This window comes from Streptomyces sp. NBC_00019 (genome assembly GCF_045041015.1).
GTDB lineage: Bacteria > Actinomycetota > Actinomycetes > Streptomycetales > Streptomycetaceae > Streptomyces.
Window position 1 is genome coordinate 11,078,806 of the sequence record NZ_CP108302.1, and the last position, 21,399, is coordinate 11,100,204.

17 protein-coding genes are annotated in these 21,399 nt (G+C 71.4%); 9 read left to right on the top strand and 8 right to left on the bottom strand.

What is annotated here, in order from left to right; translation table 11 throughout:
• The first annotated feature begins 86 nt into the window (after positions 1-86).
• Positions 87-764, top strand: coding sequence for an HAD family hydrolase (locus OHU89_RS51630; protein WP_405653915.1), 678 nt, complete (start codon positions 87-89; stop codon positions 762-764).
• A gap of 39 nt (positions 765-803) precedes the next feature.
• Positions 804-1,211 (top strand): hypothetical protein, encoded by a 408-nt coding sequence (locus tag OHU89_RS51635; RefSeq protein WP_405653917.1) that lies wholly within the window; start codon positions 804-806, stop codon positions 1,209-1,211.
• 593 nt (positions 1,212-1,804) lie between these two features.
• Here the strand turns inward: OHU89_RS51635 and OHU89_RS51640 are convergent.
• The 6 genes from OHU89_RS51640 to OHU89_RS51665 form a co-directional block, all read right to left on the bottom strand.
• Positions 1,805-2,494 carry a class I SAM-dependent methyltransferase gene (locus OHU89_RS51640; RefSeq protein ID WP_405653918.1) on the bottom strand — a complete coding sequence of 230 codons (690 nt, stop codon included), beginning with the start codon at positions 2,492-2,494 and terminating at the stop codon, positions 1,805-1,807.
• A gap of 104 nt (positions 2,495-2,598) precedes the next feature.
• On the bottom strand, positions 2,599-2,997 hold the full coding sequence (locus OHU89_RS51645) for a hypothetical protein (RefSeq protein WP_405655064.1): 399 nt from the start codon (positions 2,995-2,997) through the stop codon (positions 2,599-2,601).
• Between the two features lie 410 nt (positions 2,998-3,407).
• Positions 3,408-3,797: a hypothetical protein gene (locus OHU89_RS51650; RefSeq protein WP_405653920.1), complete on the bottom strand. Its 390-nt coding sequence runs from the start codon at positions 3,795-3,797 to the stop codon at positions 3,408-3,410.
• A 369-nt stretch (positions 3,798-4,166) separates the two neighbouring features.
• Positions 4,167-7,325, bottom strand: a complete 3,159-nt coding sequence (locus OHU89_RS51655; protein WP_405653922.1) for an error-prone DNA polymerase — start codon at positions 7,323-7,325, stop codon at positions 4,167-4,169.
• Positions 7,318-8,838 (bottom strand): DNA polymerase Y family protein, encoded by a 1,521-nt coding sequence (locus tag OHU89_RS51660; RefSeq protein WP_405653924.1) that lies wholly within the window; start codon positions 8,836-8,838, stop codon positions 7,318-7,320. The genes OHU89_RS51655 and OHU89_RS51660 overlap by 8 nt, the downstream gene beginning before the upstream one ends.
• Before the next feature lie 6 nt (positions 8,839-8,844).
• A complete protein-coding gene (locus tag OHU89_RS51665; protein WP_405653925.1) occupies positions 8,845-9,510 on the bottom strand; it encodes a hypothetical protein in 666 nt (221 codons plus the stop codon).
• Positions 9,511-9,973: 463 nt separating this feature from the next.
• Between OHU89_RS51665 and OHU89_RS51670 the strand changes: the two genes are divergently transcribed.
• From OHU89_RS51670 to OHU89_RS51700, 7 genes are all read left to right on the top strand, one after another.
• On the top strand, positions 9,974-10,213 hold the full coding sequence (locus tag OHU89_RS51670; protein WP_405653927.1) for a hypothetical protein: 240 nt from the start codon (positions 9,974-9,976) through the stop codon (positions 10,211-10,213).
• 272 nt (positions 10,214-10,485) lie between these two features.
• Positions 10,486-11,295, top strand: coding sequence for an alpha/beta hydrolase (locus OHU89_RS51675; protein ID WP_405653929.1), 810 nt, complete (start codon positions 10,486-10,488; stop codon positions 11,293-11,295).
• On the top strand, positions 11,292-12,122 hold the full coding sequence (locus OHU89_RS51680) for an oxidoreductase (RefSeq protein ID WP_405653930.1): 831 nt from the start codon (positions 11,292-11,294) through the stop codon (positions 12,120-12,122). Before OHU89_RS51675 ends, OHU89_RS51680 begins: the two co-directional genes overlap by 4 nt.
• A gap of 71 nt (positions 12,123-12,193) precedes the next feature.
• Complete coding sequence (locus OHU89_RS51685) at positions 12,194-13,183, top strand: alpha/beta fold hydrolase (protein ID WP_405653932.1); 990 nt, start codon at positions 12,194-12,196, stop codon at positions 13,181-13,183.
• A 14-nt stretch (positions 13,184-13,197) separates the two neighbouring features.
• Positions 13,198-13,677 carry a cupin domain-containing protein gene (locus tag OHU89_RS51690; RefSeq protein WP_405653934.1) on the top strand — a complete coding sequence of 160 codons (480 nt, stop codon included), beginning with the start codon at positions 13,198-13,200 and terminating at the stop codon, positions 13,675-13,677.
• 44 nt (positions 13,678-13,721) lie between these two features.
• Positions 13,722-14,594 (top strand): alpha/beta fold hydrolase, encoded by an 873-nt coding sequence (locus OHU89_RS51695; RefSeq protein WP_405653936.1) that lies wholly within the window; start codon positions 13,722-13,724, stop codon positions 14,592-14,594.
• A gap of 247 nt (positions 14,595-14,841) precedes the next feature.
• The gene (locus OHU89_RS51700; protein WP_405653938.1) at positions 14,842-15,711 is read left to right on the top strand and encodes an alpha/beta fold hydrolase; all 870 of its coding nucleotides are present in this window, start codon (positions 14,842-14,844) and stop codon (positions 15,709-15,711) included.
• A gap of 46 nt (positions 15,712-15,757) precedes the next feature.
• Here OHU89_RS51700 and OHU89_RS51705 read toward each other — a convergent pair whose 3' ends face one another.
• Together OHU89_RS51705 and OHU89_RS51710 are read right to left on the bottom strand one after the other, a co-directional pair.
• On the bottom strand, positions 15,758-18,541 hold the full coding sequence (locus tag OHU89_RS51705; protein WP_405653939.1) for an AAA family ATPase: 2,784 nt from the start codon (positions 18,539-18,541) through the stop codon (positions 15,758-15,760).
• 81 nt (positions 18,542-18,622) lie between these two features.
• On the bottom strand, positions 18,623-21,337 hold the full coding sequence (locus OHU89_RS51710) for an ATP-binding protein (protein WP_405653941.1): 2,715 nt from the start codon (positions 21,335-21,337) through the stop codon (positions 18,623-18,625).
• Positions 21,338-21,399: the final 62 nt, after the last annotated feature.

Below are 21,399 nucleotides of genomic sequence, written 5' to 3' on the forward strand. Positions count from 1 at the left end.
ACGGAGTGCTTTAGCGGGCGGGTGGTCCGCGCACATTCAGGTGACCGGTAAGAACCCAGTGATGGGTGGGTAGTTCGGGAGGCGCCATGCCGCGACTGATCTTGTGGGACATCGACCATACGCTGATCGACACCCGCGGCGTGGGCCGCGAACTGTCGGCGGCCGCGTTCCTGCAGACCACAGGGCAGGTCATGCGCGAGCAGGCCAAGATCGACGGAATCACGGAGCCGGTCATCTTCCGCGAGACCGCAAAACTGCACGGGCTGACCACCGACCGAACCGACTTCGAGCGCTTCGCTCGTGCTCTGACGGAAGAACACCTCAAGCGAACCGCGCACCTGCGCGAGCGCGGTCACGCTCTGCCCGGCGCGGCCGCCGCCCTCGACGCCCTCGACGCTGTTGAGATCCGGCAGACGGTGGTGTCCGGCAACATCCGCCCGGTCTCCGAGATCAAACTTCAGGTCTTCGGACTCGACCGACACATCCGGTGGGAACTCGGCGCATACGGCGAGGACAACGACAGCCGCGCCGAGCTCGTCAAACTCGCCCTGCGCCGCGCGGACACAACGGCCGAGGACGCGGTGCTGATCGGTGACACACCGGCCGATGTGGAAGGCGCCCACGCCAACGGTGTACGGGTCATCGCCGTGGCATCTGGACGCAGCGACGAAGCGGTACTTCGAAACGCCGGTGCCGAGGTCGTGCTGTCGGATCTGCGCGACGCGGAACTGCTGGTGAAGCTTGTACGGGGCGAAAATGAGTAGTTGTCGTCCGGCCGACGCCATCACCCTCATGCGCGGACCATGGACGTCAGTCCCGGAGATCCGGGCACGCTCTGGTGGCTGCACCAAAGCGGCATCGACCAGGAAACCGACGAGCCGGACTCAGATGTCCCGGACTTGGACGACAGCTTCCCCACCGACCTGCGCGTCCTGACCCACCTCGGCGCCACGACCCGGGCGCGCGCGGAAGTCGCCGACGCCGTTATGCACGACGTCACCGCAGCGGTCGCTCTCGGCTACCTCGACAACCCGGAGTTCGACGTGCCCGTGCCCGAAGAGGACTTCGCCCAACAACTCGGCGCCGTGCTGCTGGCCGCGTGCCAGGCAGCCAGCGCGTTCAGAGCACCGAGAGCGCGCTGGGCCGCTACCCGGCTGCCGGGTCGGCGTGCTGCTGGGCCATCGGGTCCGCAACCGGGGAGGCGGGAGTAGCGGAACCGGGCTGTGTGTGTATCCCCGAATCCGGTGTTTCTGTATGCGAGGTAGCGGTCCGGCCTCGAGTGGAAGGCAGTGGTTCCGCCACGCTAGACTTGATCACGAGCTGGTGGCCGCAACTCAGGCCAACCGGTGCTGCGTTGGTGGTCCAAGGAAAGACGCCCCGCTTCCTGCGGGGAGATGCAGGTGCAAGGCCTGCCCGGCGCTCGAATGTGGGGCCCGTCCGCAAGCGCGGACGGGCCCTGCGGCTTTCTCGGCTCACGGTCCTGAGTCAGGCCCGGCCCTGTAGGGAAATCTTCATCGCCGTGATGCACTACGTCCTCGGCGCCAGCGAGGCACTGCACGCACGCCGATTTTTGTTCCCGGACCCGTACGGCACAGGCTTTGGCCACGCTTAAACAAGATCGGGAGGCTGCCCAACGGCAGACCGGTGACAGGCTGTTCACACCCGGGTGCGGCTCGCTGGCCGCGTGCGGCGGCCGCGCGCAAGGCGCCGGTCCGTGAGGTCGCGCCGCGAGACGCGGAAGACGACCAGGGTCACCAGCAGGCACACGACGGTCAGCAGCAGGTCTGCAGGGGGACGTCAGCGGTCAGGCAGTGCGGTGGGCCGTTACCAGGAGGGTGGCGGGGCAACGAGGGCCAGCGGTCGGCGAGGGCAGTAGGTCGATGTCGATGCCGGTGAATCCGGCCTCGTCCAGGAGCTTCACCCACACGTGTTCCTGAAGCACCCAGCGGCGCATCGTGGTCTCCTTGCCCTGGGGGGTTCGCGCCGGGATGTCGGCCGCCACGACGTCCGGCTGCGCGGGCCGGCCGCCCAGATAGTGCGCCAGAGTGGAGAACGCTAAACGGCCGCCTGGCCGCAGAGCGGCTGCTGCCGCCGGCAGCAGCGAGTGCGGGTCGGTGAAGTCGACGGCGCCGAAGACGCTGTACAGCACGTCGTAGGTGTCAGGATGCGCTGTCAGATGGTGTACGGCGTCGGATGAGACGATGCGCAGTTGCGGTGCGAGGTGGCCGTACAGCGTGGCGGCCATGTCGCACTGGGCGGGTGAGCCGTCGACGGCGACGATGCGGGCAAGGGAGTGGTGAACCGTCAGATGGGCGGCGTGCCGGGCAGATCCGGCACCCAGGTCGCCGACGGTGCGGCCTGTCAGAGTGCCGAGGGCCTCAGAGCCGGGACCGCCGTCTTGGCTCCAGGTCCAGTGGAAGGTCTGCGGGATGGCGCGGTCGCGTTCGGCGCGGACGCGACCGTAGTGGTGCCAGAGGTCTGCGGTACTCGTCACCGCCTCATCCTGGCGGCGATGGCCAGCCGTGCGGCCGATTTCGGGGAATCTCACCCGGACGATGCTGGGGCCCGACCGGAATCCGGCCGGGCCCCAGAGCCGGGTCAGTGCGAGTCGCTGCCCGGGTGGCACGGGCCGCAGCCGGCGGCGTCCTGCCACAGAGAAAGATCGACCTCCCAGCCGTCGGCGGCGACGAAGTGCGCCGTCTTCATCACTGAACCGTCGTTCTTCATGTCGACCTTGGGCACGTGATGCAGGAAATGCCCGCCGCTGAAGCGCGCGCACAGTTCGGCGTAGGCCACGGTGTCGAGGATGATCGTGTGCACGCCGATGTCCACGAGCTTGCTCGGGGCCAGGCCCAGGCACTCGCCCCGGTGGGTCATCGCGGTCAGCAGGTAGGCGTAGCCCTGGTCGAGGACCCTGGCCGCCATGACCGTGTCGTACGGGTAGTCCCGCACGAGGAGCTGTAGCCCGACGAGTCCGGGCTGCAGGGCCCGTGCCAGCGAGGCCAGCCCCGCGTCGACCGCGGCTGCAGTTTCGGCGGTGACCCACCAGCGCACCTTCTCGGGCCGCCGGGCCGCCCAGTGCGCGGCGAGGGCGGACTTGCCGACTCCGCCCAGCCCGTGCACCGCGTGCACGACGACTTCGCCGGGTCGGGCGAACGCCGCCTCCAGCGCGTCGAGTTCGTCGGTCCGGCCGACGAACAGCCCGGTCCCGGTGTTCGACACCCCGCCCGCCGCGGCGTCGTCGGGGATCGGTGCATACGCCGCCGGAGGGAGCACGAACGCCTGATTCGTCTTGATGTACTGCGTCGACGAGGCGATCACGTTGCGGCCGGCGACGATCGCGCCGTCGGTCCCGTGGAGTCCGCCGGGTGCCGCCGGCCGCCCCGGCACCTCCTCGGGTTCCGTGGTCACGGCCGGTATTCGGTGTTTGAGTTGTCGACGTCCTCGCCCGCGACGATGGCACCGTCGCTGCCCGCCAGCCCCGGTGAACCACCCTGCGGCGGTGCTGCGGGGGCGGGAGGTGTCGGTCCGGTGTACCGGGTCGAGGAGCCGGTCGCGTTCCCCCGTGCCACGATCGCCCCCCGTTCCCCGGTCACCGGTTCCACCGGCCTGGGCGGCGGAACCGGTGCGAGTGGTGTCGCAGGGAGGCCGCCCGCCGGAGCAGGGCCGGGGTCCGGCACGCGCAGCTCCCACAGCGACACCCCCAGCGCGGCGACCCCGGCCACCGACCCGGCAACGCCCCAGGTCTGACCGGACCCTTCCGGGTGCGCTGCCGTCACCCACACCAACAGCCCCACCGCCGCACTCGCTCCTAGCAGAGCAAGCCCCCACCAATACGACCGCCGCCAGCCCGTCATGCCCCATCGTCGCCCCGAAGACATGGTCAAGTCTGCACCTGCGCAAGACCACCGGCGTCGTCTCCTTGGCCCCGGCTGCGTCGGCTCGTGCGCGGAAGCACTCGCACGCTATGGGCTCCGAAGTCAGCAGGCCGAGCCGACGCTCCTCAGCCTCTGCGGCAGGCTGAAGCCGATCGGGGGGCGGGTCCTTCGCGGGTTCGGCGCCGTATCGGGCCGGGCCGGTCGGCGCCGGTTCGCCGCCCATCACTCGCACCCAGGCCGCCTGTTCGCGGCGGCGCCCGGCTCCGCTCCACTCCTACGAGGTGGCCATTACCGCCCCGAGCGGCGGCGGCGCGCTGCCGGTGCGGGCACGGCAATTGCCTCCACCTGGTGCACCAGGACGTTGACCGCGTCGTATGCCCGCTCGACGTGGCCGTCCAGCAGGATGGCCGGGGCTTCGAGCAGGGTGCGTCGGCAGTGGTCCCACACGGGCGGCGAGAAGATCAGGTTGACCATGCCGGTCTCGTCTTCCAGGGCGCCGAAGGCCACCCCGTTGGCGGTCGGCGGCCGTTGCAGGTATTTGGCGAGTCCGCCGAGGCGTACGCGGGTCTGGTCGGCCAGGCCGCGCACGGCGGCGGCGGTCAGCGCGCCGCGCCGTTCCAGGTGGGCGCGGGCGTGGTGGACCGGGTGGGTGGTGGCGCTGGCTCCGGTGGCGGCGAGATCGGCGGCCGTCTCCTCGGCCGGGGTCATCGGTTCCAGCTCGGGGGCGGCGTCGAGAGCGCCGAGGCCGGGGAGGTAGGGCTGGTGGGTGCGGGGGAAGGCGCCGGCCGTCCACAGGGCGGTGCGGCGGTCGTGGGCGAAGCCGTCGAACGCTCCGGCGGTGGCGAGCTGTTCCATGAGCCGAGCGGGCAGCTGGGTGCGGCGGGCGACGTCCTCCAGGCCGGCGAACGGTTGCTCGGTGCGGGCCTCGACGATCGCGCGGGCGGTGTCCTCGCTCAGTCCGCTGACGCTGGTCAGGCCCCGGCGGATGGCCATCTGCCCGCCGTCCGGGCCGGGTTCGAGCGTCGCGTGCACGCCCGAGGTGTGGACGTCGACCGGGCGCACGGTGATCCCTTGGCGCTTGGCGTCCTGGATGAGGGTCTGCACGTCGTAGAAGCCCATGGGCAGATGGGCCATGATCCCGGCGATCAGGGTGGCCGGGTAGTGGTACTTGATCCAGGCGCTGGCGTAGATGATCCCGGCCATGGACTGGGCGTGGGACTGCGGGAAGCCGTAGTCGGAGAACGCTTCGATCATGGACACGATCCGCTCGGCGGCCGCGGCCGGGATGCCGTTGCCGGCCATGCCCTCAAGGAGGCGGCCGCGGAGCTGGGCGACTCGTTCTGGGGCGTGCTTGGCGGCCATCGCCTTGCGCAGCCGGTCCGCCTCCCCGGGGGTGAAGCCCACGCAGTCGATGGCCAGTTGCATCGCCTGTTCCTGCCACAGCGGGACCCCGAGCGTCTTCTCCAGGGCACGCTGGGCGAGCGGGTGCGGGTAAGTGACGGGTTCCTCGCCGCGTCGGCGCCGCAGGTAGGGGTGCTTGGAGCCGGCCTGGATCGGGCCCGGGCGGATGATCGAGGCGGCGACGGCCAGGTCGTCGAAGGTGGCGGGCCGCAGCTGCGGCAGCGTGGAGACCTGGGCGCGGGATTCGACCTGGAAGACGCCGATGGTGTCGCCGCGCGCGATCATCCGGTAGACGTCCGGATCGTCCTGAGGGATCGACGCGAGGTCGAGCCGTATTCCGTAGTGCTGGTGGAGCAGGTCGCACGCGGTGTGCAGGGCGGACAGCATGCCCAGCCCGAGCAGGTCGATCTTGATGAGGCCGGCGGCGGCGACGTCGTCCTTGTCGCCCTGCAGCACCGAGCGGCCCTGGGCGGTGGCCCACTCGGTGGGCATGACCTCGCCGATCGGCTGCCGGGTCAGGACCATGCCGCCGGAGTGCACGCCCAGGTGCCGGGGCAGCGTGTGCAGCTGGGCGGCGAGCTCGCGCACGTCCGGCGGCAAGCCGACGTCGGGGCCGGGCGGAGTGTGGTGGATGTGCCGGGTCATCTCCCTGATCTGCGCGGCCGGGTAGTTCAGGACTCTGGCCGCGTCGTGCGTGGCGAGCCGGGGCTGATACGTGATGACGTTGGCGACCTGGGCGGCGTGCCGGCGGCCATAGCGGGTGTAGACGTACTGGATGACCTCCTCGCGGCGCCCGGCCTCGATGTCGAGGTCGATGTCGGGCGGGCCGGCCTTCTCCAGGGACAGGAAGCGCTCGAAGAGCAGCCCGTGCTTGAGGGCGTCGACGGCGGTGATGGCCAGGACGTAGCAGACCACGCTGCTGGCCGCGGAGCCGCGGCCCTGGCACCAGATGCCGCGGCCGATGGCGTGCTGCACGATGTCGTGGACGATGAGGAAGTAGCCGGCCATGCCCAACTGGCGGATGATCGTGAGCTCGTGGTCGAGCTGTCGCCACGCCGCCACCGCCTCGGCGGACGAGGTGTCGCGGTCCCCGTAGCGGGCGGTACAGGCCCGCTCGGCGAGGTAGCGCAGCCAGGAGTCCTCGTCGTATCCGGCCGGGGTCGGAAAGCCGGGCAGCTCCGGGCGCAGTGCGTCGAGGTCGATGACCGAGGTGCGGCCGAGTTCGAGCGTCGCCTCCGGCACGCCGGGGTAGCGGGCCAGCCACGCGGCCATCTCCGGATACCCGCGCAGGTGCGCGGTCGGGGCCGGCATCAGGTGTCCGGCAGCCTGCTGCAGGGGGTCGCGGCGGCGCAGCGCGGCCAGTGCCTGGGCCAGGCGGGCCTGGCGCGGGGCGGCGTAGTGGACGGCGCCGGTGGCCACGACGGGGATGCCGACCCGGCGCGCGGCGACGAACAGGGTGTCGTTGGCGTCCGAGTCCTCCGGCAGGTGGTGGTCGACCAGTTCGGCATGCAGGGTGCCGGTGCCGAAGACCTCGGCCAGCCGCTCCAGGCGGCGGGCCACCACCGCGACGTCGCGCCGGTCGGCGTCCGGGCGCGGGCAGCCGGGCAGCACCGCCCACTGCCCCGCGGCCGCCGAGTGGGCGAGCGCGTGCAGGTCGTAGACCGGGGCGCCCTTGGCGCCGGCCAGCTGCGCGGCGCTGATCACCGACGACAGCAGGCGGAAGCCCTCCAGGGTGCGGGCGAGCACCACGGGCGTGCCCAGCTCCGGATCGTTCAGGGTGAGTTCGGCGCCGTAGACGGTGCCGATCCCGGCCGGCTTCGCCGCCTCGGCCAGGCGCCGCGCCGCGTACAGGCCGTCCCGGTCGGTGACCGCCAGGACCGTGATGCCCAACCGGACGGCCTCGGCGACGAGTTCGTCCGGCTGCGCGCAGCCCTGCAGGAAGCTGAAGGCGGAGTGCACGTGCAGCTCCGCCCAGCCCGGCCCGGCGACTTGGTCTGCATCGTCGGCGTCCGGCCTGGGGAAGCGGAGGATCTGTGCCTCACCCATAGTGGGCCTCCGCCCACCAGCGGCCGTGCTCGATGACCAGCAGCCAGGCGTGCCCGTCGGCGGTGGCGACCTGCATGCGGGCGATCCGCCGGGCCTGCTCGCGGTCCCACCACTGCTCCAGCACCGGCCACGGCCCGGCCCACCCCGCCACCGCGGCCTCGCCATGCCCCTCCACCGCGACGCGCGCCGGTGGGGCGGACAGCGCAATCCGGCCGGAAACCTGCACTGATCGGCCTGCGGCGTCGGTGAGCTGGGCGGGCAGCCACCTGGGGAAGGTGACGGCGGGATGCGGGGCGGGCAGGCGCCCCGGCCAGGGCCCGTCGGCCGCGCGACGGGGCGCGAGGTCGCCGAACGGGACGAGCCGGACGCGCTCGGCAGGTGCCCGGCCGCCGCCGACCTCCATGCGCACCACCGCCTGGTGGCCGAGCAGGGCCTGGATGCGGGCGGCGGCTCGCTCGATCTCCTCCGGGGTGTGCCGCTCACCGAACAGCGCGCTCTGGCGGCCCGTCTCCGCACTGAGCTCTTGTGGCCGCAATCCCAGGCGGACGATGCCACGTTCGCCGTCGGCGTCGAATACGCCGGCATCCGTCCACGCCTGCAGCAGGCCGCGCACCCGCTCGGCGACCGCGAGCGAGGACAGCCGGCCCTCGTGCCTAAACAACCGCGCCAGGGTGCGGCCGTCGGCGAGGTCGACGGCCGCCTCCAGCCGGGCGCACACCACGCCGGCAGCCGCCAGGCGGTCGTGGAGCCGCTCAGCAAGCGCCTTGGCCACGAACGCCACCGGCTCCAGCTGCTCCGCCGCCGGGTCGAAGGCGTGCACCACCCCGTACTCGTCGCGACCGGTCCGTACCGACAGCGGGCGGGCTTCCTCGCCGCGGGCGGTGCGGTGCGCGGCGAGGCCCTCGGCACCGAACCGGGCCAGCACCCTGTCCGGGGGCAACTGCGCGTACGCGCCGACCGTACGGACACCCAAACGCTCCAGCAGGTCCGCCAGCCTGGGCACCCCCAGCACGCCGACCGGATACGGCGCGAGCCACGCCGCATCGCCGCCGACCGGGACGATGTCGCCGCGGCGCGCGGCAAGTGCGGCGGTGAAGACGGTGTCGGCGATGCCCGCCCGGGCCGGAAGATCAAGTTCGGCGATCGCGGCCACCAGACGGTCGAGCAGCTGCGGCTCGCCGCCCCAGTACCGGGCAGGGCCGCGTGAAGGTGAGGCGATCAGCCCGGGACGGATCACCTCCAGACGCGGCATCACCGTGCCCTCCAGATGACCAGCTACCCGCTCGAAGAAACGCATCTCGGCGACCAGGTCCCGCTCGACCACCCGCAGCCCGGGGCAACGCGCCTGCGCCACCTTCACCCGCATCCGGCGCCGCACCCCGGCGGCCCGCGCAGCAGCCGAACACGCCACCACCGCGTCCCGGTGGATGACAGCCAGGGGCTCGGCGTCTGTGCCGCCACGGGCAAGAACCGGAAGATCGGGAACCCACGCCATGGCCACTCTGCCGGCCACGGCCACTCACCCCACCACGTGCAAGACCGACCGCCGCGCCCCGGCCGGGACCGCCGCAGATTCGGGGCGTGGCAGGCCGTCGTGGTGGTGCACCGCAGCGACGACACCGCCGGGGCCGGGCAGCCACATCTCGGCGTACCGGGGGGAGGTCGCGGCGCCGCGACCGGCGACCGCGACCGTTACACGCCGCCCGTGCAGCAGGCCGTGCCCCTGCCCGACACCCTCCCAGGACGCGGCGACCACCTTCAGCCGGACCTCGGCGCTCTGCCAGCGGTCCACGGACAGCAGCACGGATCCGCTGCGACGCAGCACGGCCGCCAGCCGGCCGGCGACACGGTCGGGCACGGCGCCCACCGCGCCGACCAGGACGACGGGGACGGCTTCGAGCACGGCGGCCAGCACCTGGGCCCACTGACGGCCCGGATCGTCGATGCGCATGCCACTGGCCAGATCCAGACCGGCCGCCTCGGCCGCGAGCACCCCCAGCTGGGGCAGACCCACGGCCGCCCACCCGGCCGCACCACGGGACGCCTCGGCGGCGAGCGCCAGCAGCAGCGGCACGTCTCCACCAGCAGTAACCACTGTCCCGGCCCGCACATGCCCGCCCGGCAGCAGGGCGCCAAGCGGCGACGCCTCCCACTCACCGGTGCGGCTCGCCGCTCCATCGCTCATCACCGGTGCACCCATACCCCGATATTCGAATATACGTGCGAAAGAATCAAGTCGCCATCATGGAGATCACCCGAGAGCTGTGACCGTTCAGGCTTGTTGGCGCTTGTTCATCAGAGTTGGCGAGTTCTCACTGCAAGCGATCACATCGCGCTGAGTAACGAGCAGATGCGGTGGGCTGCCACGGTCCGTGACAGGGGGTCTCTCGGGTTGCAGCAGGGGTGGCAATCGGCTCGGGCCCGGTGCCGTTCGCGGAGCTGGTGGCGTCGGCAGCCTTCCGGTGGTGCCACGCGCGCACATCACTCACATGCTCTGGCATCACCGGCTCGCGACTGACCGGGGTTGTCCGCTGGGAAACCGTTCGCTGGCCTGGCCTGGCCAGGCTCTGCTGCGATGAGGTGCGGGTAGTGGGGGCCGGACGGGGGCTCCTCGGCCCGCGCCAGGCCGTCGGATCATGCTGAACGCAGTGGAGTGGACCGTCGAGTCGGTCGAGCCACAGTTCGGACGCTTCGTTCTGTCCCACGCTGACGGACAGGTCGACTCGCGCTCGATCCGCTGGCTGATCAATCATCCCGACGTCCGGATGGCGAAGGAGGTGAAGGCGGTCGGTTCAGTCACGGCACCCAGCCTCACGCCGTGGCCGATCTCACCCCGGAACAGCACAGTCACGCCCGGATCAGGCCTGAACACGTCCTGGAAGCAATGACGTGATTTCGCAGCGACAACCCCTCGCGGGCTCAGCCCGGCGAGCCGGGACCAGCCTATGACCCCACTCCGGAGTCCTCGCCGCCGCCGACGTCTTCACGCGGGACAACGCGTGGACGCTGCTGGAGTCCCTGCGGATCGACGCGGGTGCCCTGGGGCCGTTCGGTGTCCGCCCCTGAACTACTGGGGTGTCACCCCGGTGCGAGAGCAACGGGGTTGCCGGTTTCGTGTCCACATGCCGGGTCAGCACACCCAGACAAGAGAGGCCCAGCCATGACCGTCACGCTTCCCGTGGTCTTCGTCCACGGACTTTGGCTGCACAGCACCTCCTGGCGACCGTGGAACGATCTGTTCCGCGAGGAGGGCTACGCCCCATCCGCGCCAGGGTGGCCCGGCGACCCCGACACCGTCGAGGAGGCGCGCCAGAACCCCGAGAGCATCGCCGGCTACGGCATCGACGACGTCGTCGAGCACTATGCAGCCCTGATCGCGGCCCTGCCCGTGCGGCCCATCGTGATCGGTCACTCGTTCGGTGGGATGATCGCGCAGAAGCTGCTCGGCCAGGACCGCGCCGCCGCGGCGGTCGCAATCGACGCCGCACAGATTAAGGGCGTTCTGCCCCTGCCGCTGTCCGCGCTGAAGGCGACCTTCCCGGTCTTCAAGAACCCGGCCAACAAGCGCCGGTCGGTCTCCCTGAGCGCAGAGCAGTTCCGCTTCGCGTTCGGCAACGCCATCTCGCAGGAGGAATCGACGGCCCTGTACGAGCGCTGGACCATCCCCGCGCCCGGCAAGCCGCTGTATGAGGCCGCCTCCGCCAACTTCAACCCTCACTCGCCGGCGAAGGTCGACACGAAGAACAGCGGACGCGGTCCGCTGCTGCTGATCTCCGGCGGGAAGGATCACACGGTGCCTGAGGTCGTCACCCGGGCCACCCTCAAGCAGTACCGGCACTCCGAGGCCGTCACCGACATCATCAACTTCCCCGACCGCGGGCACTCCCTGACGATCGACGACGGCTGGCGCGAGGTCGCGGACACCGTCCTCACCTGGCTGCGGCAGCAGAAACTGGAGACTGGGCGATGACCTCCCGTGCGTCCCAGGCCGCCGGAACGTCCGGTGCCGACGCGGGCCTGGCCGGACGGACCGTCGTGGTCACCGGCGCCGGGCGCGGCATCGGGCTGGCCATCGTCGAGGCCTTCCTCGCAGCCGGCTCCCGCGTCGTCGCGGGATCGAGGGAACGCACCGAAGCCCTCGACCAGCACGTGAAGCAGGGTGCTCAGCTCACCGTCGTGGCGCTCGACCTCGCGACGGCCGACGGTCCGGCCGCGCTGGTCGCCGAGGCCGTCGCGGTCCATGGCGGTGTCGACATCCTGGTGAACAACGTCGGGGCGGTGCGGCCGCGGCTGGACGGCTTCCTGGGCGTGACGGACGAGGACTGGGAGTGGACGTTCACGGTCAACTTTATGGCCGCCGTCCGCACCACCCGGGCCGCGCTGCCTCACCTGCTCGCCACCGGAGCGGGACGTATCGTCACCGTCTCCTCGGTCAACGCCCGGCTGCCGGACCCGCTGGTCATCGACTACGGCGCGGCGAAGGCAGCGCTGACCAACTTCTGCAAGGCCCTGTCCAAGGAGGTGGGGCCACGCGGTGTGCGGGTGAACACCATCGGTCCCGGCCCGGTGGAGACGGCTCTGTGGCAGGGCGCTGACGGTGTCGCCGCCGCGGTCGGCCAGTCCCGGGGCGTCGACCCCCGGGAAGTGGCCCGCGGCGCGGCGGACCAGTCGGTGACCGGCCGCTTCACCCGGCCGTCCGAGGTGGCCGATCTCGTGCTCTACCTCGCCGGTCCTCGGGCGGCGAACATCACCGGCGCCGACTTCGTCATCGACGGCGGTCTCGTCGAATCGCTCTGACCGACCGTCACGGTACGGCGGCACCGGCCCGGTTGCGCCTCGCTTCCCCTCACCGTCCTTGGGAGAGATCAGTGAGATTCCGCCTGCCCAGATCCCGCCGCCTGGTGGCAGCGGTCTTCGCCCTGGCCGTCGGCCTCGGCTCGATCACCCTCACGGCCACGGCCTCCGACAAGCCGGCGCAGACGCCCGGCGAGCAGATGCCCGCCGGCTTCAGCGAACACAAGACACAGGCCGCCGGGATCGGCATCAACTACGTGATCGGCGGCCACGGTCCGACCCTGGTCCTGATCCACGGCTACCCCCAGACCTGGTACGAGTGGCACGGCATCATGCCCGCGCTCGCCAAGCACTACACCGTCATCGCCCCGGACCTGCCCGGCGCGGGCCACAGCGACGCCCCGGCATCCGGCTACGACAAGAAGACCATGGCCGCCAAGCTGCACGCACTCCTGGTGTCGCTCGGCAAGGACCACGACGTGAATGTCGTCGGCCACGACATCGGCACGATGGTCGCCTACTCCTACGCCGCGCAGTACCCGCACAGCGTCAGGAAGCTCGTGCTCAGCGAGGCCCCGATCCCGGACCCAGGCATCTACAAGTTCCCGGCGCTGACCACCAAGGGACCCGGGGTGTGGAACTTCGGCTTCTTCTCCTTGCAGACCGGCCTCCCCGAGAGCCTGATCCAGGGCCGCGAGCTGGCATGGACCTCCGGCTTCATGCGGGGCATCGCGGTGCACAAGGACGCCCTGACCCCGGACGACCTGAAGGTCTTCGCCTCCTACCTGCGCGACTACGCACACCTGGAAGCGAGCTTCGCCTGGTTCCGGACCTTCCCGCAGGACATCGCCGACAACGCGCGGTTCCAGAAGACGCCCCTGACCATGCCGGTCCTCGCGATCGGCGCCGACGGCAGCCTCGGTTCGTCGGTCGCGAAGCAGGTACGCCACTACGCCACCCACGTCACCCCGGCAGTCGTCCCCGACTCCGGCCACTGGATCTACGAGGAGCACCCGAACGAGATGACCGACATGCTGCTGCACTTCCTGGGCGGCCGACGATGACGTCAGGAGCGGAAATGACCCGGTTCTTCCCGACCTTCGGCCCGACGGCCGAGCGCGAACCCTTCTGGTTCCTCGGCGGCCAGGCCAGGATTCTGCTTCCCGGCGCCGCGACCGACAACCGGCTCAGCCTGATGGAGTTCGCCGACCCGGCCGGCCACGCACCCCCGCACCACGTCCACCAGGACGAGGAGGAGGTCTGGTTCGTCCTCGACGGCGAGGTGACGTTCTTCGTCGGCGACCAGCGCCACGACCTGGCGCCCGGACAGGTCGCGTACGGGCCGCGCGGCGTTCCGCACAGCTATCTGGTGCGCTCGCCCCAGGGGGCGCGGATCGCGGTGCTGTTCAGCCCAGCCTGCATCGAAGAGTACTTCCGGGCCAACGGCACCCCGGTGGCCGAGGCCGGGGACCTGCCGCCGGAGTTCGATCTCGCAGCGGTCGTGGCCTCCGCCGAGGCCTTCCACCTGCGCGTCACCGGACCGCCGCCGTCCTTGTGAGTCGGACCGCCCCGAAATTGCAGTACAGACGGAGGAGAACAGCCATGACAGGCATCGCACCCGTCCGATTCCGCGAGGGCAGGCAACGCCGCAGGAAGCTGATGCTTTCGGCGCTGGCGGTCGGGACACTGCTCGCTGTCCCGGCACTGTCCGCCGCCACGCCCGCCGGCTCGGCGTCCTCCGCGAACGCCGCGACGGCGTCGGCCGCACCGAGCACACCCAGGCCGACCGTCGTCCTGGTCCACGGCGCGTTCGCGGACTCGTCGAGCTGGAACGCGGTGATATCGCGGCTCGAGCGCCGGGGTTACCCCGTGATCGGCGTCGCGAACCCGCTCCGGGGCCTGGCCGACGACTCGGCCTACGTGTCCAGCGTCCTGGACACCATTGCCGGGCCGGTCATCCTGGTCGGCCATTCCTACGGCGGCGCCGTCATCACCGACGCCGCGGTGGGCCACCCCAACGTCAAGGCCCTGGTGTACGTCGCCGCGTTCGCTCCCGACCAAGGCGAGTCCGGCCTGGCGATCCTCGGGAAATACCCGGGCAGCCAGCTCTCTCCGGCGCTGACGGTCCGGCCGTTCCCGGGCGGGCAGGACGCCTACGTCAACCCCGCGGATTTCCGGCAGGTCTTCGCCGCCGACGTACCGGCCGGCAAAGCCCGGCTGATGGCAGCCGGGCAACGGCCGGTGGCACTGGCCGCGTTCGCGGAACCCAGCAGCACCCCGGCATGGAAGACCATCCCCTCGTGGTTCCTGGTCGCAGGCGCCGACCGCGCCATCCCACCGGCTGCCGAGCAGGCCATGGCGCTGCGTGCGGGTTCGCACACCGAGGTGATCCGCGGCGCCTCGCACGCGGTCCTCGTCTCACATCCCGACGCCACAGCCCACGTTATCGAGGCCGCCGCCCGCGCCACCTCCTGACCCGGCATCATCCGCGAGAGGTGTGGCTTCAGTTGAGTGACGCTCCTCGACCCGGACGAACAGCGGGGACTTCGGCCCACGTCAGCCCGACGTCAATCAAAGACGCACAGGTAGAACGCTTAAGCGTCACTCATTTTGTTCGAATGCGCGGTCGCTGGAGTCGGCGCCGCCGCCCCGCACGCCGTCCACATCACCCACCCCGACGCCGTCACCACGCTGATCCACCAAACCGCGAAGGGAAACCGACATGCCCTACATCACCGTCGGCCAGGAGAACTCCACCGACATCGAGCTCTACTACGAGGACCACGGGAGCGGGCAGCCCGTCGTGCTGATCCACGGCTACCCGCTGGACGGCCACTCCTGGGAGAAGCAACTCCCGGCCATGCTCAACGCGGGTCACCGGGTCATCACCTACGACCGGCGCGGCTTCGGCCGGTCGTCGCAGCCGACCACGGGCTACGACTACGACACCTTCGCCGCCGACCTCCACACACTGCTGTCCGAGCTGGACCTCACCGACGCGGTGCTCGTCGGATTCTCCATGGGCACCGGCGAAGTAGGCCGTTACCTGGGTACGTACGGCTCGCAGCGCGTCGCCAAGGCCGCGTTCCTGGCCTCCCTCGAACCCTTTCTGCTCAAGACCGACGACAATCCGGACGGCGTCGACCAGTCCGTCTTCGACGGCATCCTGGAGGCGGTCACGAAAGACCGCTACGCCTACTTCACCGGCTTCTACGAGGCGTTCTACAACCTCGACGAGACGCTCGGCCACCGGATCAGCGAAGAGACCGTGCGGGCCAGTTGGAACGTGGCAGCGGGCGCGTCGGCGTACGCGTCGGTCGCCTGCGTGCCCACCTGGCTGACCGACTTCCGCGCTGACGTCGCCAAGATCGACGTACCGACGCTGATCCTGCACGGCACGGCCGACCGGATCCTGCCGGTCGACTCCACCGGGCGGCCCTTCCACGCGCTGCTGCCCTCGGCCGAGTACGTCGAGATCGAGGGCGCCCCGCACGGTCTGCTGTGGACGCACGCTGAGGAGGTCAACGCTGCGCTGCTGGCCTTCCTGGGCAAGTCGCTCGGCTCGGCCCCGCACCGAGTGCCTGGTCCGTGACTCGACGCGGGGTCGCGCCTGGCCCTGGAAGACCCATTAGGAAGAGTCAGTCCTCGGTCGCCGGGCCCGGTTTGCCGATCGCGTGAGGGATCTGTTTACGGGAGGTGATGCCGAGCTTGCGGAACACCTTGTTCAGATGGAACTCGACGGTCGAGGCGGTGACGAACAGCCGTGTCGCGATCTCTCCGTTGGTCAGCCCGGAGGCGGCCATGGAGGCCACCTGCCGTTCCCGCGGTGTGAGGTCGAACCTGGTCTCCTCCGTCCGCCTGCGGGCTGTCTCGCCGGTGGCCAGCAGCTCGGTCCGGGCCCGCTCGGCGTACGGCACCGCGCCGAAGGCGTCGAAGCTCTCGTACGCGGCGCGCAACTGCTTCCTGGCGTCGGAACGCCGTTTGCCACGGCGGAGCCACTCGCCGAACAGCAGGCGGGACCGGGCCTGTTCCAGGGCCAGCGGCGCCTGCTCCAGCAGTTCGACCGACTCCTGGTAGAACTTCTCGGCATGGTCGCCGTCGGCCGTCAGCGCCCGGCCGACGGCAAGGGTGCCCAGGGCCCACGGAGTATCGGCGAGCGGGGCGCGTTCCTCCAGCCGGGCCAGGGCCCGGCCCGCGCCGTCTCGGTCACCGGTGCGGACACCGGCCTCGATGAGCAGCGGCAGAACGAGGTTTCCGCAGGTCGGAGGGTCCTCCTCGAAAACCGTCCGCGCGTGCTTCATCGCCTGCCGGTAGCGGCCCTGCCCCAGCTCGAACGAGGCCAGCGCGTGCTGCGCCATCAAGTGGTGCAAGCCCAGGCCCATGCTCCTCATCTCCGCGGTCCGCCGCACCGCCGCCCGCAGCTCGGCCTCCCGGCCGGTCAGGGCAAACAGATGGAGCCGGTTGATGTCTCCGCCGCCGGGGAACCCGGTGTCGGCCACGATGTCGTCGAACTCGGCGTAGCCGACCTCCGCCTCCGTGAACCGTCCGTCCAGAAGTGCGTAGCGCGCCTCGACGAGCAGCGTGATGCTCAGCGCGTACAGTGCGCCGGTGTCGCGCTCCGCCACCGCCAGGCGGTCGGTGAGTTCACGACCGGCCTGGACGTCCCACAGATCGTCGCAGGCCATCAGCAGCATCGCCGCGAACGGACTGTGCGCGTCCCCGATCACTCCGCCGCCCCGCAGCCTGTCCAGGGCGCTGCGCAGCACGGGCGCGCCGTGCTCGTAGCCCTCGGCCACGCGACGGGCCAGCCCCTCCATCAACAGGTCGCGGCCGTGCACGGCGGAGTCCGGGTCGTGCCGCGCGGCGACGGCTGCCGCCGCGACCTCGGTCAGCGACGTGCCCCGCGTGCAGTCGTGGGCGACCAGCGCGGCGTGCAGCGCCTCGCAGAGCAACTCCCAGGTCAGCCGTGGGTCCTGCGGGCCGAGCCTGGTCACGGCGTCCATCAGCATCACGGGGACGTCGGCGACGGCGATCTGGAACATCTGCGCGGTCGCCCGCGCCCGCAGCTCGCGCGTGCGCATCACCGGGTCACGGATGTCGGCGCCGGCGAGGTCCAGCGCGGTCCGTGCCGCTGGCGCGTCGCCGGACATCAGATGGGCCTGCGCCGCGTCGAGCAGCAGCTCGGCCCGTTTGTCCGGGTCTCCGGTGAACTCGGCGGCGCGCGACAGAAACAGGGCCTGCTGGGAGTAACCGCCGCGGGAACGGGCTCGCTCGGAGGCGGCCCCCAGGTCGTCGGCGACCTTGTCGTCCACGCCCTCGGTGGCCTCAGCCCGGTGCCAGGCGCGGCGGTCGGCATCGCGTACGGGGTCGCAGGCGGCGGCCAGTGCCGCGTGCGCCCGGCGGCGCTCGCCGGGTTCGGCTGCGGCGTAGACCGTCGAGCGGATCAGGGGATGGCGGAAGGCCGTCGGCGTGTCCCGGCCGAGGATTCCGGCAGCGACCGCCGGCTGGACGGCGCGGGCCGACAGTCCAAGCTTCCCGGCGGCCCGCCACATCATCCCCGCGTCGTCCGAGGGGGCCGCGGCGAGCAGGAGCAACAGGGTTCCGGTCTCGGGCGGCAGGGCTTGGACCAGGCGCCGGAAGTGGCCCTCGAGCAGTCGGCTCACCGGCAGCGGATCGGGCAACGGGGCAATACCGGACAGTTGCTCGGCGGCCAGGGCGTCGGCCAGCTCCAGCAGCGCGAGCGGATTGCCACCAGTACCGGCGACGATCTGCTCGGCCACCGCTGTGTCCACCCGCCGGGTGCCGAAGGAGAGCAGGACCTTGGCCTCCGACTCCGGCAAGCCGGTCACGGAGCGCGTGCTCAGCGCGTCGAACAGGCCGTTGTCCCCGAGCCCGTCGCGGACGGCGATGATCAGGCCCAGGGAGTCGGCATGCAGTCGGCGAGCGGTGAACGCCAGCGCCTCGGCCGACTCCCGGTCCAGCCACTGCGCGTCGTCCAGCAAGAACAGCAGCGGCTGATCGGCGGCGGCCTCGGACAGCAGTGTCAGCGTCGCCAGCCCGACCAGGTAGCGGTCCGCGGGCGGCCCCGAGGCCAGGCCCAGGGCCGCGTCCAGCGCGGCCCGCTGCGGCTCGGGCAGCCGGCTCGTCCGGTTCAGGAACGGCCGCAGCAGCCGGTGCAGCGCGCCGAAGCCGAGACTGATCTCGGCCTCGACCGCGGTCAGCCGGACCACGCGCAGTTCCGCGGCCTGGGCGGCGGCGTACTCCAGCAGTCGGGTCTTGCCGACCCCCGGTTCGCCGGTCAGGACCAGGACTCCACTGAAGCCGTCGCGCACCGCGTCGAGCAGTCGTCCGATGGCTTCGCGTTCGACGAGGCGGCCGACGATCGGCGGCCCGGATGCATGCTGGACGTCGTTCCACACCATGGGACCGCCCCCCTGCCGATGTCCTGACAGGGGAACGCTAGGAGCGCCGCGCCGCCGGAAGCGAGCGTCATGTGACGGTGGTCAACGCAGTGCGCTGACTGCCATCCGCAGCTCGGCGCGCGAGACCACGCCCAGCTTGGGGAAGATCCGATGGAGATGCGAGCTGACGGTACGGTGCGACAGGTAGAGCCGCTGGCCTATCTCGCGGTTGGTCAGCCCGTCGGCGGCGAGCTGGACGATCTGCAGCTCGTGGGCGGTCAGCTGGTCCCGGGCGTCCGGGGCCCGGCGGCGGCTGGTCTCACCCGCGGCGCGCAGTTCCCGGCGGGCTCTCTCCCCCCATGGGATCGCCCCGAGCGCGTCGAACATGTCGCGGGCGGCACGGAGATGGTCGCGGGACTCGACGCTGCGCCGTCGGCGCCGGAGCCATTCGCCGTAGACCAGGTGGGTCCGGGCCCTGATCAGCGGCCAGGCCCTGAGGTCGGCGCCCAACGCGGCCGCGAAGAGCGGGTCGGCGTCTTCGTCGGGCGCCAGCAGTGCCCGGACCAGCCGCAGTTCGGCGTGCAGCACCGGCGCGGAGGTCACCGTGGCGACCTCCTCCAGCTCCGTCACGATCGCAAGCACGGCCTCCAGCCGCCCGCAGTGCGTCGCCGCGTCGACAAGGTCACTCACGGCCGTCAACCGCAGGGCGACCTGGAACGCGGGATCCGCCGGATCGTGAAGCCGGCGGAGATGGCCGAAGGCCTCCTCGAACCGCCCCGCACCCAACGCGGCCAGCCCGCGTGCCATCGACGCGGTGGCCAGCACCGGACGTGCCCCGGCCGGCAGGCCGATCTCCTCCGCCTCCTCGGCCAGCTCCAGAGCGGAATCCACCTCACCGCGCAGCGCGGCCAGCTTGGCCGCGGTGGCGGTCATCAACGCGTACATCATCGTCTGGCTGGTCTCGCGCGCCAGCCTTCGTGACTCCTCGGTCCCGGCGATCGCAGCGCCCAGGTCCCCGACCACGAGAGCACTCCACGCGTCCGCGCCGACCGTCCGGGCCAACAGCCCCAGACGACCCTGGGCACGCAGCGGCGCGCCGCCGGCCGTGGAGAACGCCCGCGCCAGGTCGAAGCCGCCCACGAGGAGCGAGGCGGTGCTGAGCATCCGGTAGGCGCGGCCGTCGTCGCCCTCCTTCAGGGCGACGTGCCGGGCCCGGTCCAGGACGAAGACGCCACGGTCGACCGGCGCGGCGTAGGCGCAGATGGCCAGGCGCCACGGATCGAGTTCGTCGAGCTCCATCCGCTCCACGGCCTGCAGGACCGTGCGGCGGCCCTCAGGGCCCGGTTCGGACCAGAAGCACAACTGCGCGGCGCTCCACAGGATCCGCAACGCCAGCACACGGTCCTCCGTGGCCATCTCCTCGGCGAGGGCCGTCAAGGAGATGGCTCCTGACGAGTGGCTGTGCAGTCCCTCGTCGAAGCTGCCACGCAGCCAGACGACCGTGGCGTGCTGCCTCCGTGACAACGGCCCGGTGAGCGCCTGGTCCAGCAGCCGGGTCACGGTCTCGGCCCGGCCGAGCTCGACGGCGAAGTCGGCGGCACGCAACAGTCGTTCCGCTCGGCGGTCGGCGTCCTCGCTGAGCGCGGCGGCCTGTTCGAGGGCCGTGACGGCCGCCGCGATGCCGCCACGGCGTGCGGCCCGGTGAGCGGCGTCCTCCAACGCGGCGGCGACCGTCTCCTCCGGGGCGTCGGCCGCGGCCGCCCGGTGACGCAGCTGCCGGTCGGGATGTTCGTCGAGCACAGCAGCGAGAGCGGCGTGTGCGGCGTGACGGACACCGGTGGGCATGGTCTGGTGGATCGCCGACCGCATCAGCGGATGCCCGAAACGCAGTTCGGTACCGACGACTTGGACGAGCCGGGCGCGCACGGCCGGGTCGAGTTCCGCACTTCCGGCCGTCGCGCCGGTGAAGTGCCCGGTGGCGCGGTAGATCTCAGGGAGCGACGAACTGTCGTTGAGCGCCGCGATCCGCAGCAGACTGCGGGTGATGTCCGGCAGGGTCTCCAGGCGGTCGGTGAAGGCCCGTTCGAGCCGCTCGGTGAGGGGCAGTTGGGACAGGTGGGGATCGGCCGACGCGCCGAGGGCGCGGGAGAGCTCGGTCAGGGCCAAGGGGTTCCCGGCAGCCTCGGCCAGCAGTCGGCGATGCACGGTCGGCCGCAGATCGGGGGCGCTGTCCGCCAGGAGTTCCGCGGCCTGCCCGTCCGTGAGCGGGCCCAGGATCACGGAGGTGAGTTCTTCGGAGTTCAAACGCGACCGGTAGCCCTCGCGCGCGGCTCCCACCACGACCACCGGCTCCGTGCCGACCCTGCGCGCCACGAAGGCCAGGACACTGGCGGTGGCGTCGTCGAGCCACTGGACGTCGTCGACCAGGACCAGCACTGGCGCCACCGCGGCCGCGTCGGCCAGCAGGTTGAGAACCGCCAGACCGACCAGGAAGACGTCGGGGACACCGGCCTCGGCGTGCCCGAGAGCGGTGTCCAGGGCCTGTCGGTGCGGCGCGGCGAGCTCAGCGGCCCCTGTGGCCAAAGGGCGCAGGACGAACTGCAAGCCGGCATAGGGGATGTCGCTCTCGGCCTCGACACCGCTCGTGCGCAGAACCCGGTAGCCGAGCCCCTCGGCAACGGCGGCGGTCTCGGCGAGCAACGCCGTCTTCCCGATGCCGGGCGCCCCGCGCACCAGCACCGCCCCGCCGTAGCTCCGCGGCGCGGCCAGCAGCCGACGCAACAGATCCAGCTGATCATCCCGACCGATGAGCCCCACGGTCCCCCCATCAGCCGGGTCCCCGGACTCGGTCTGTTTGGAAGGTCAGGGTACTGCGCCGC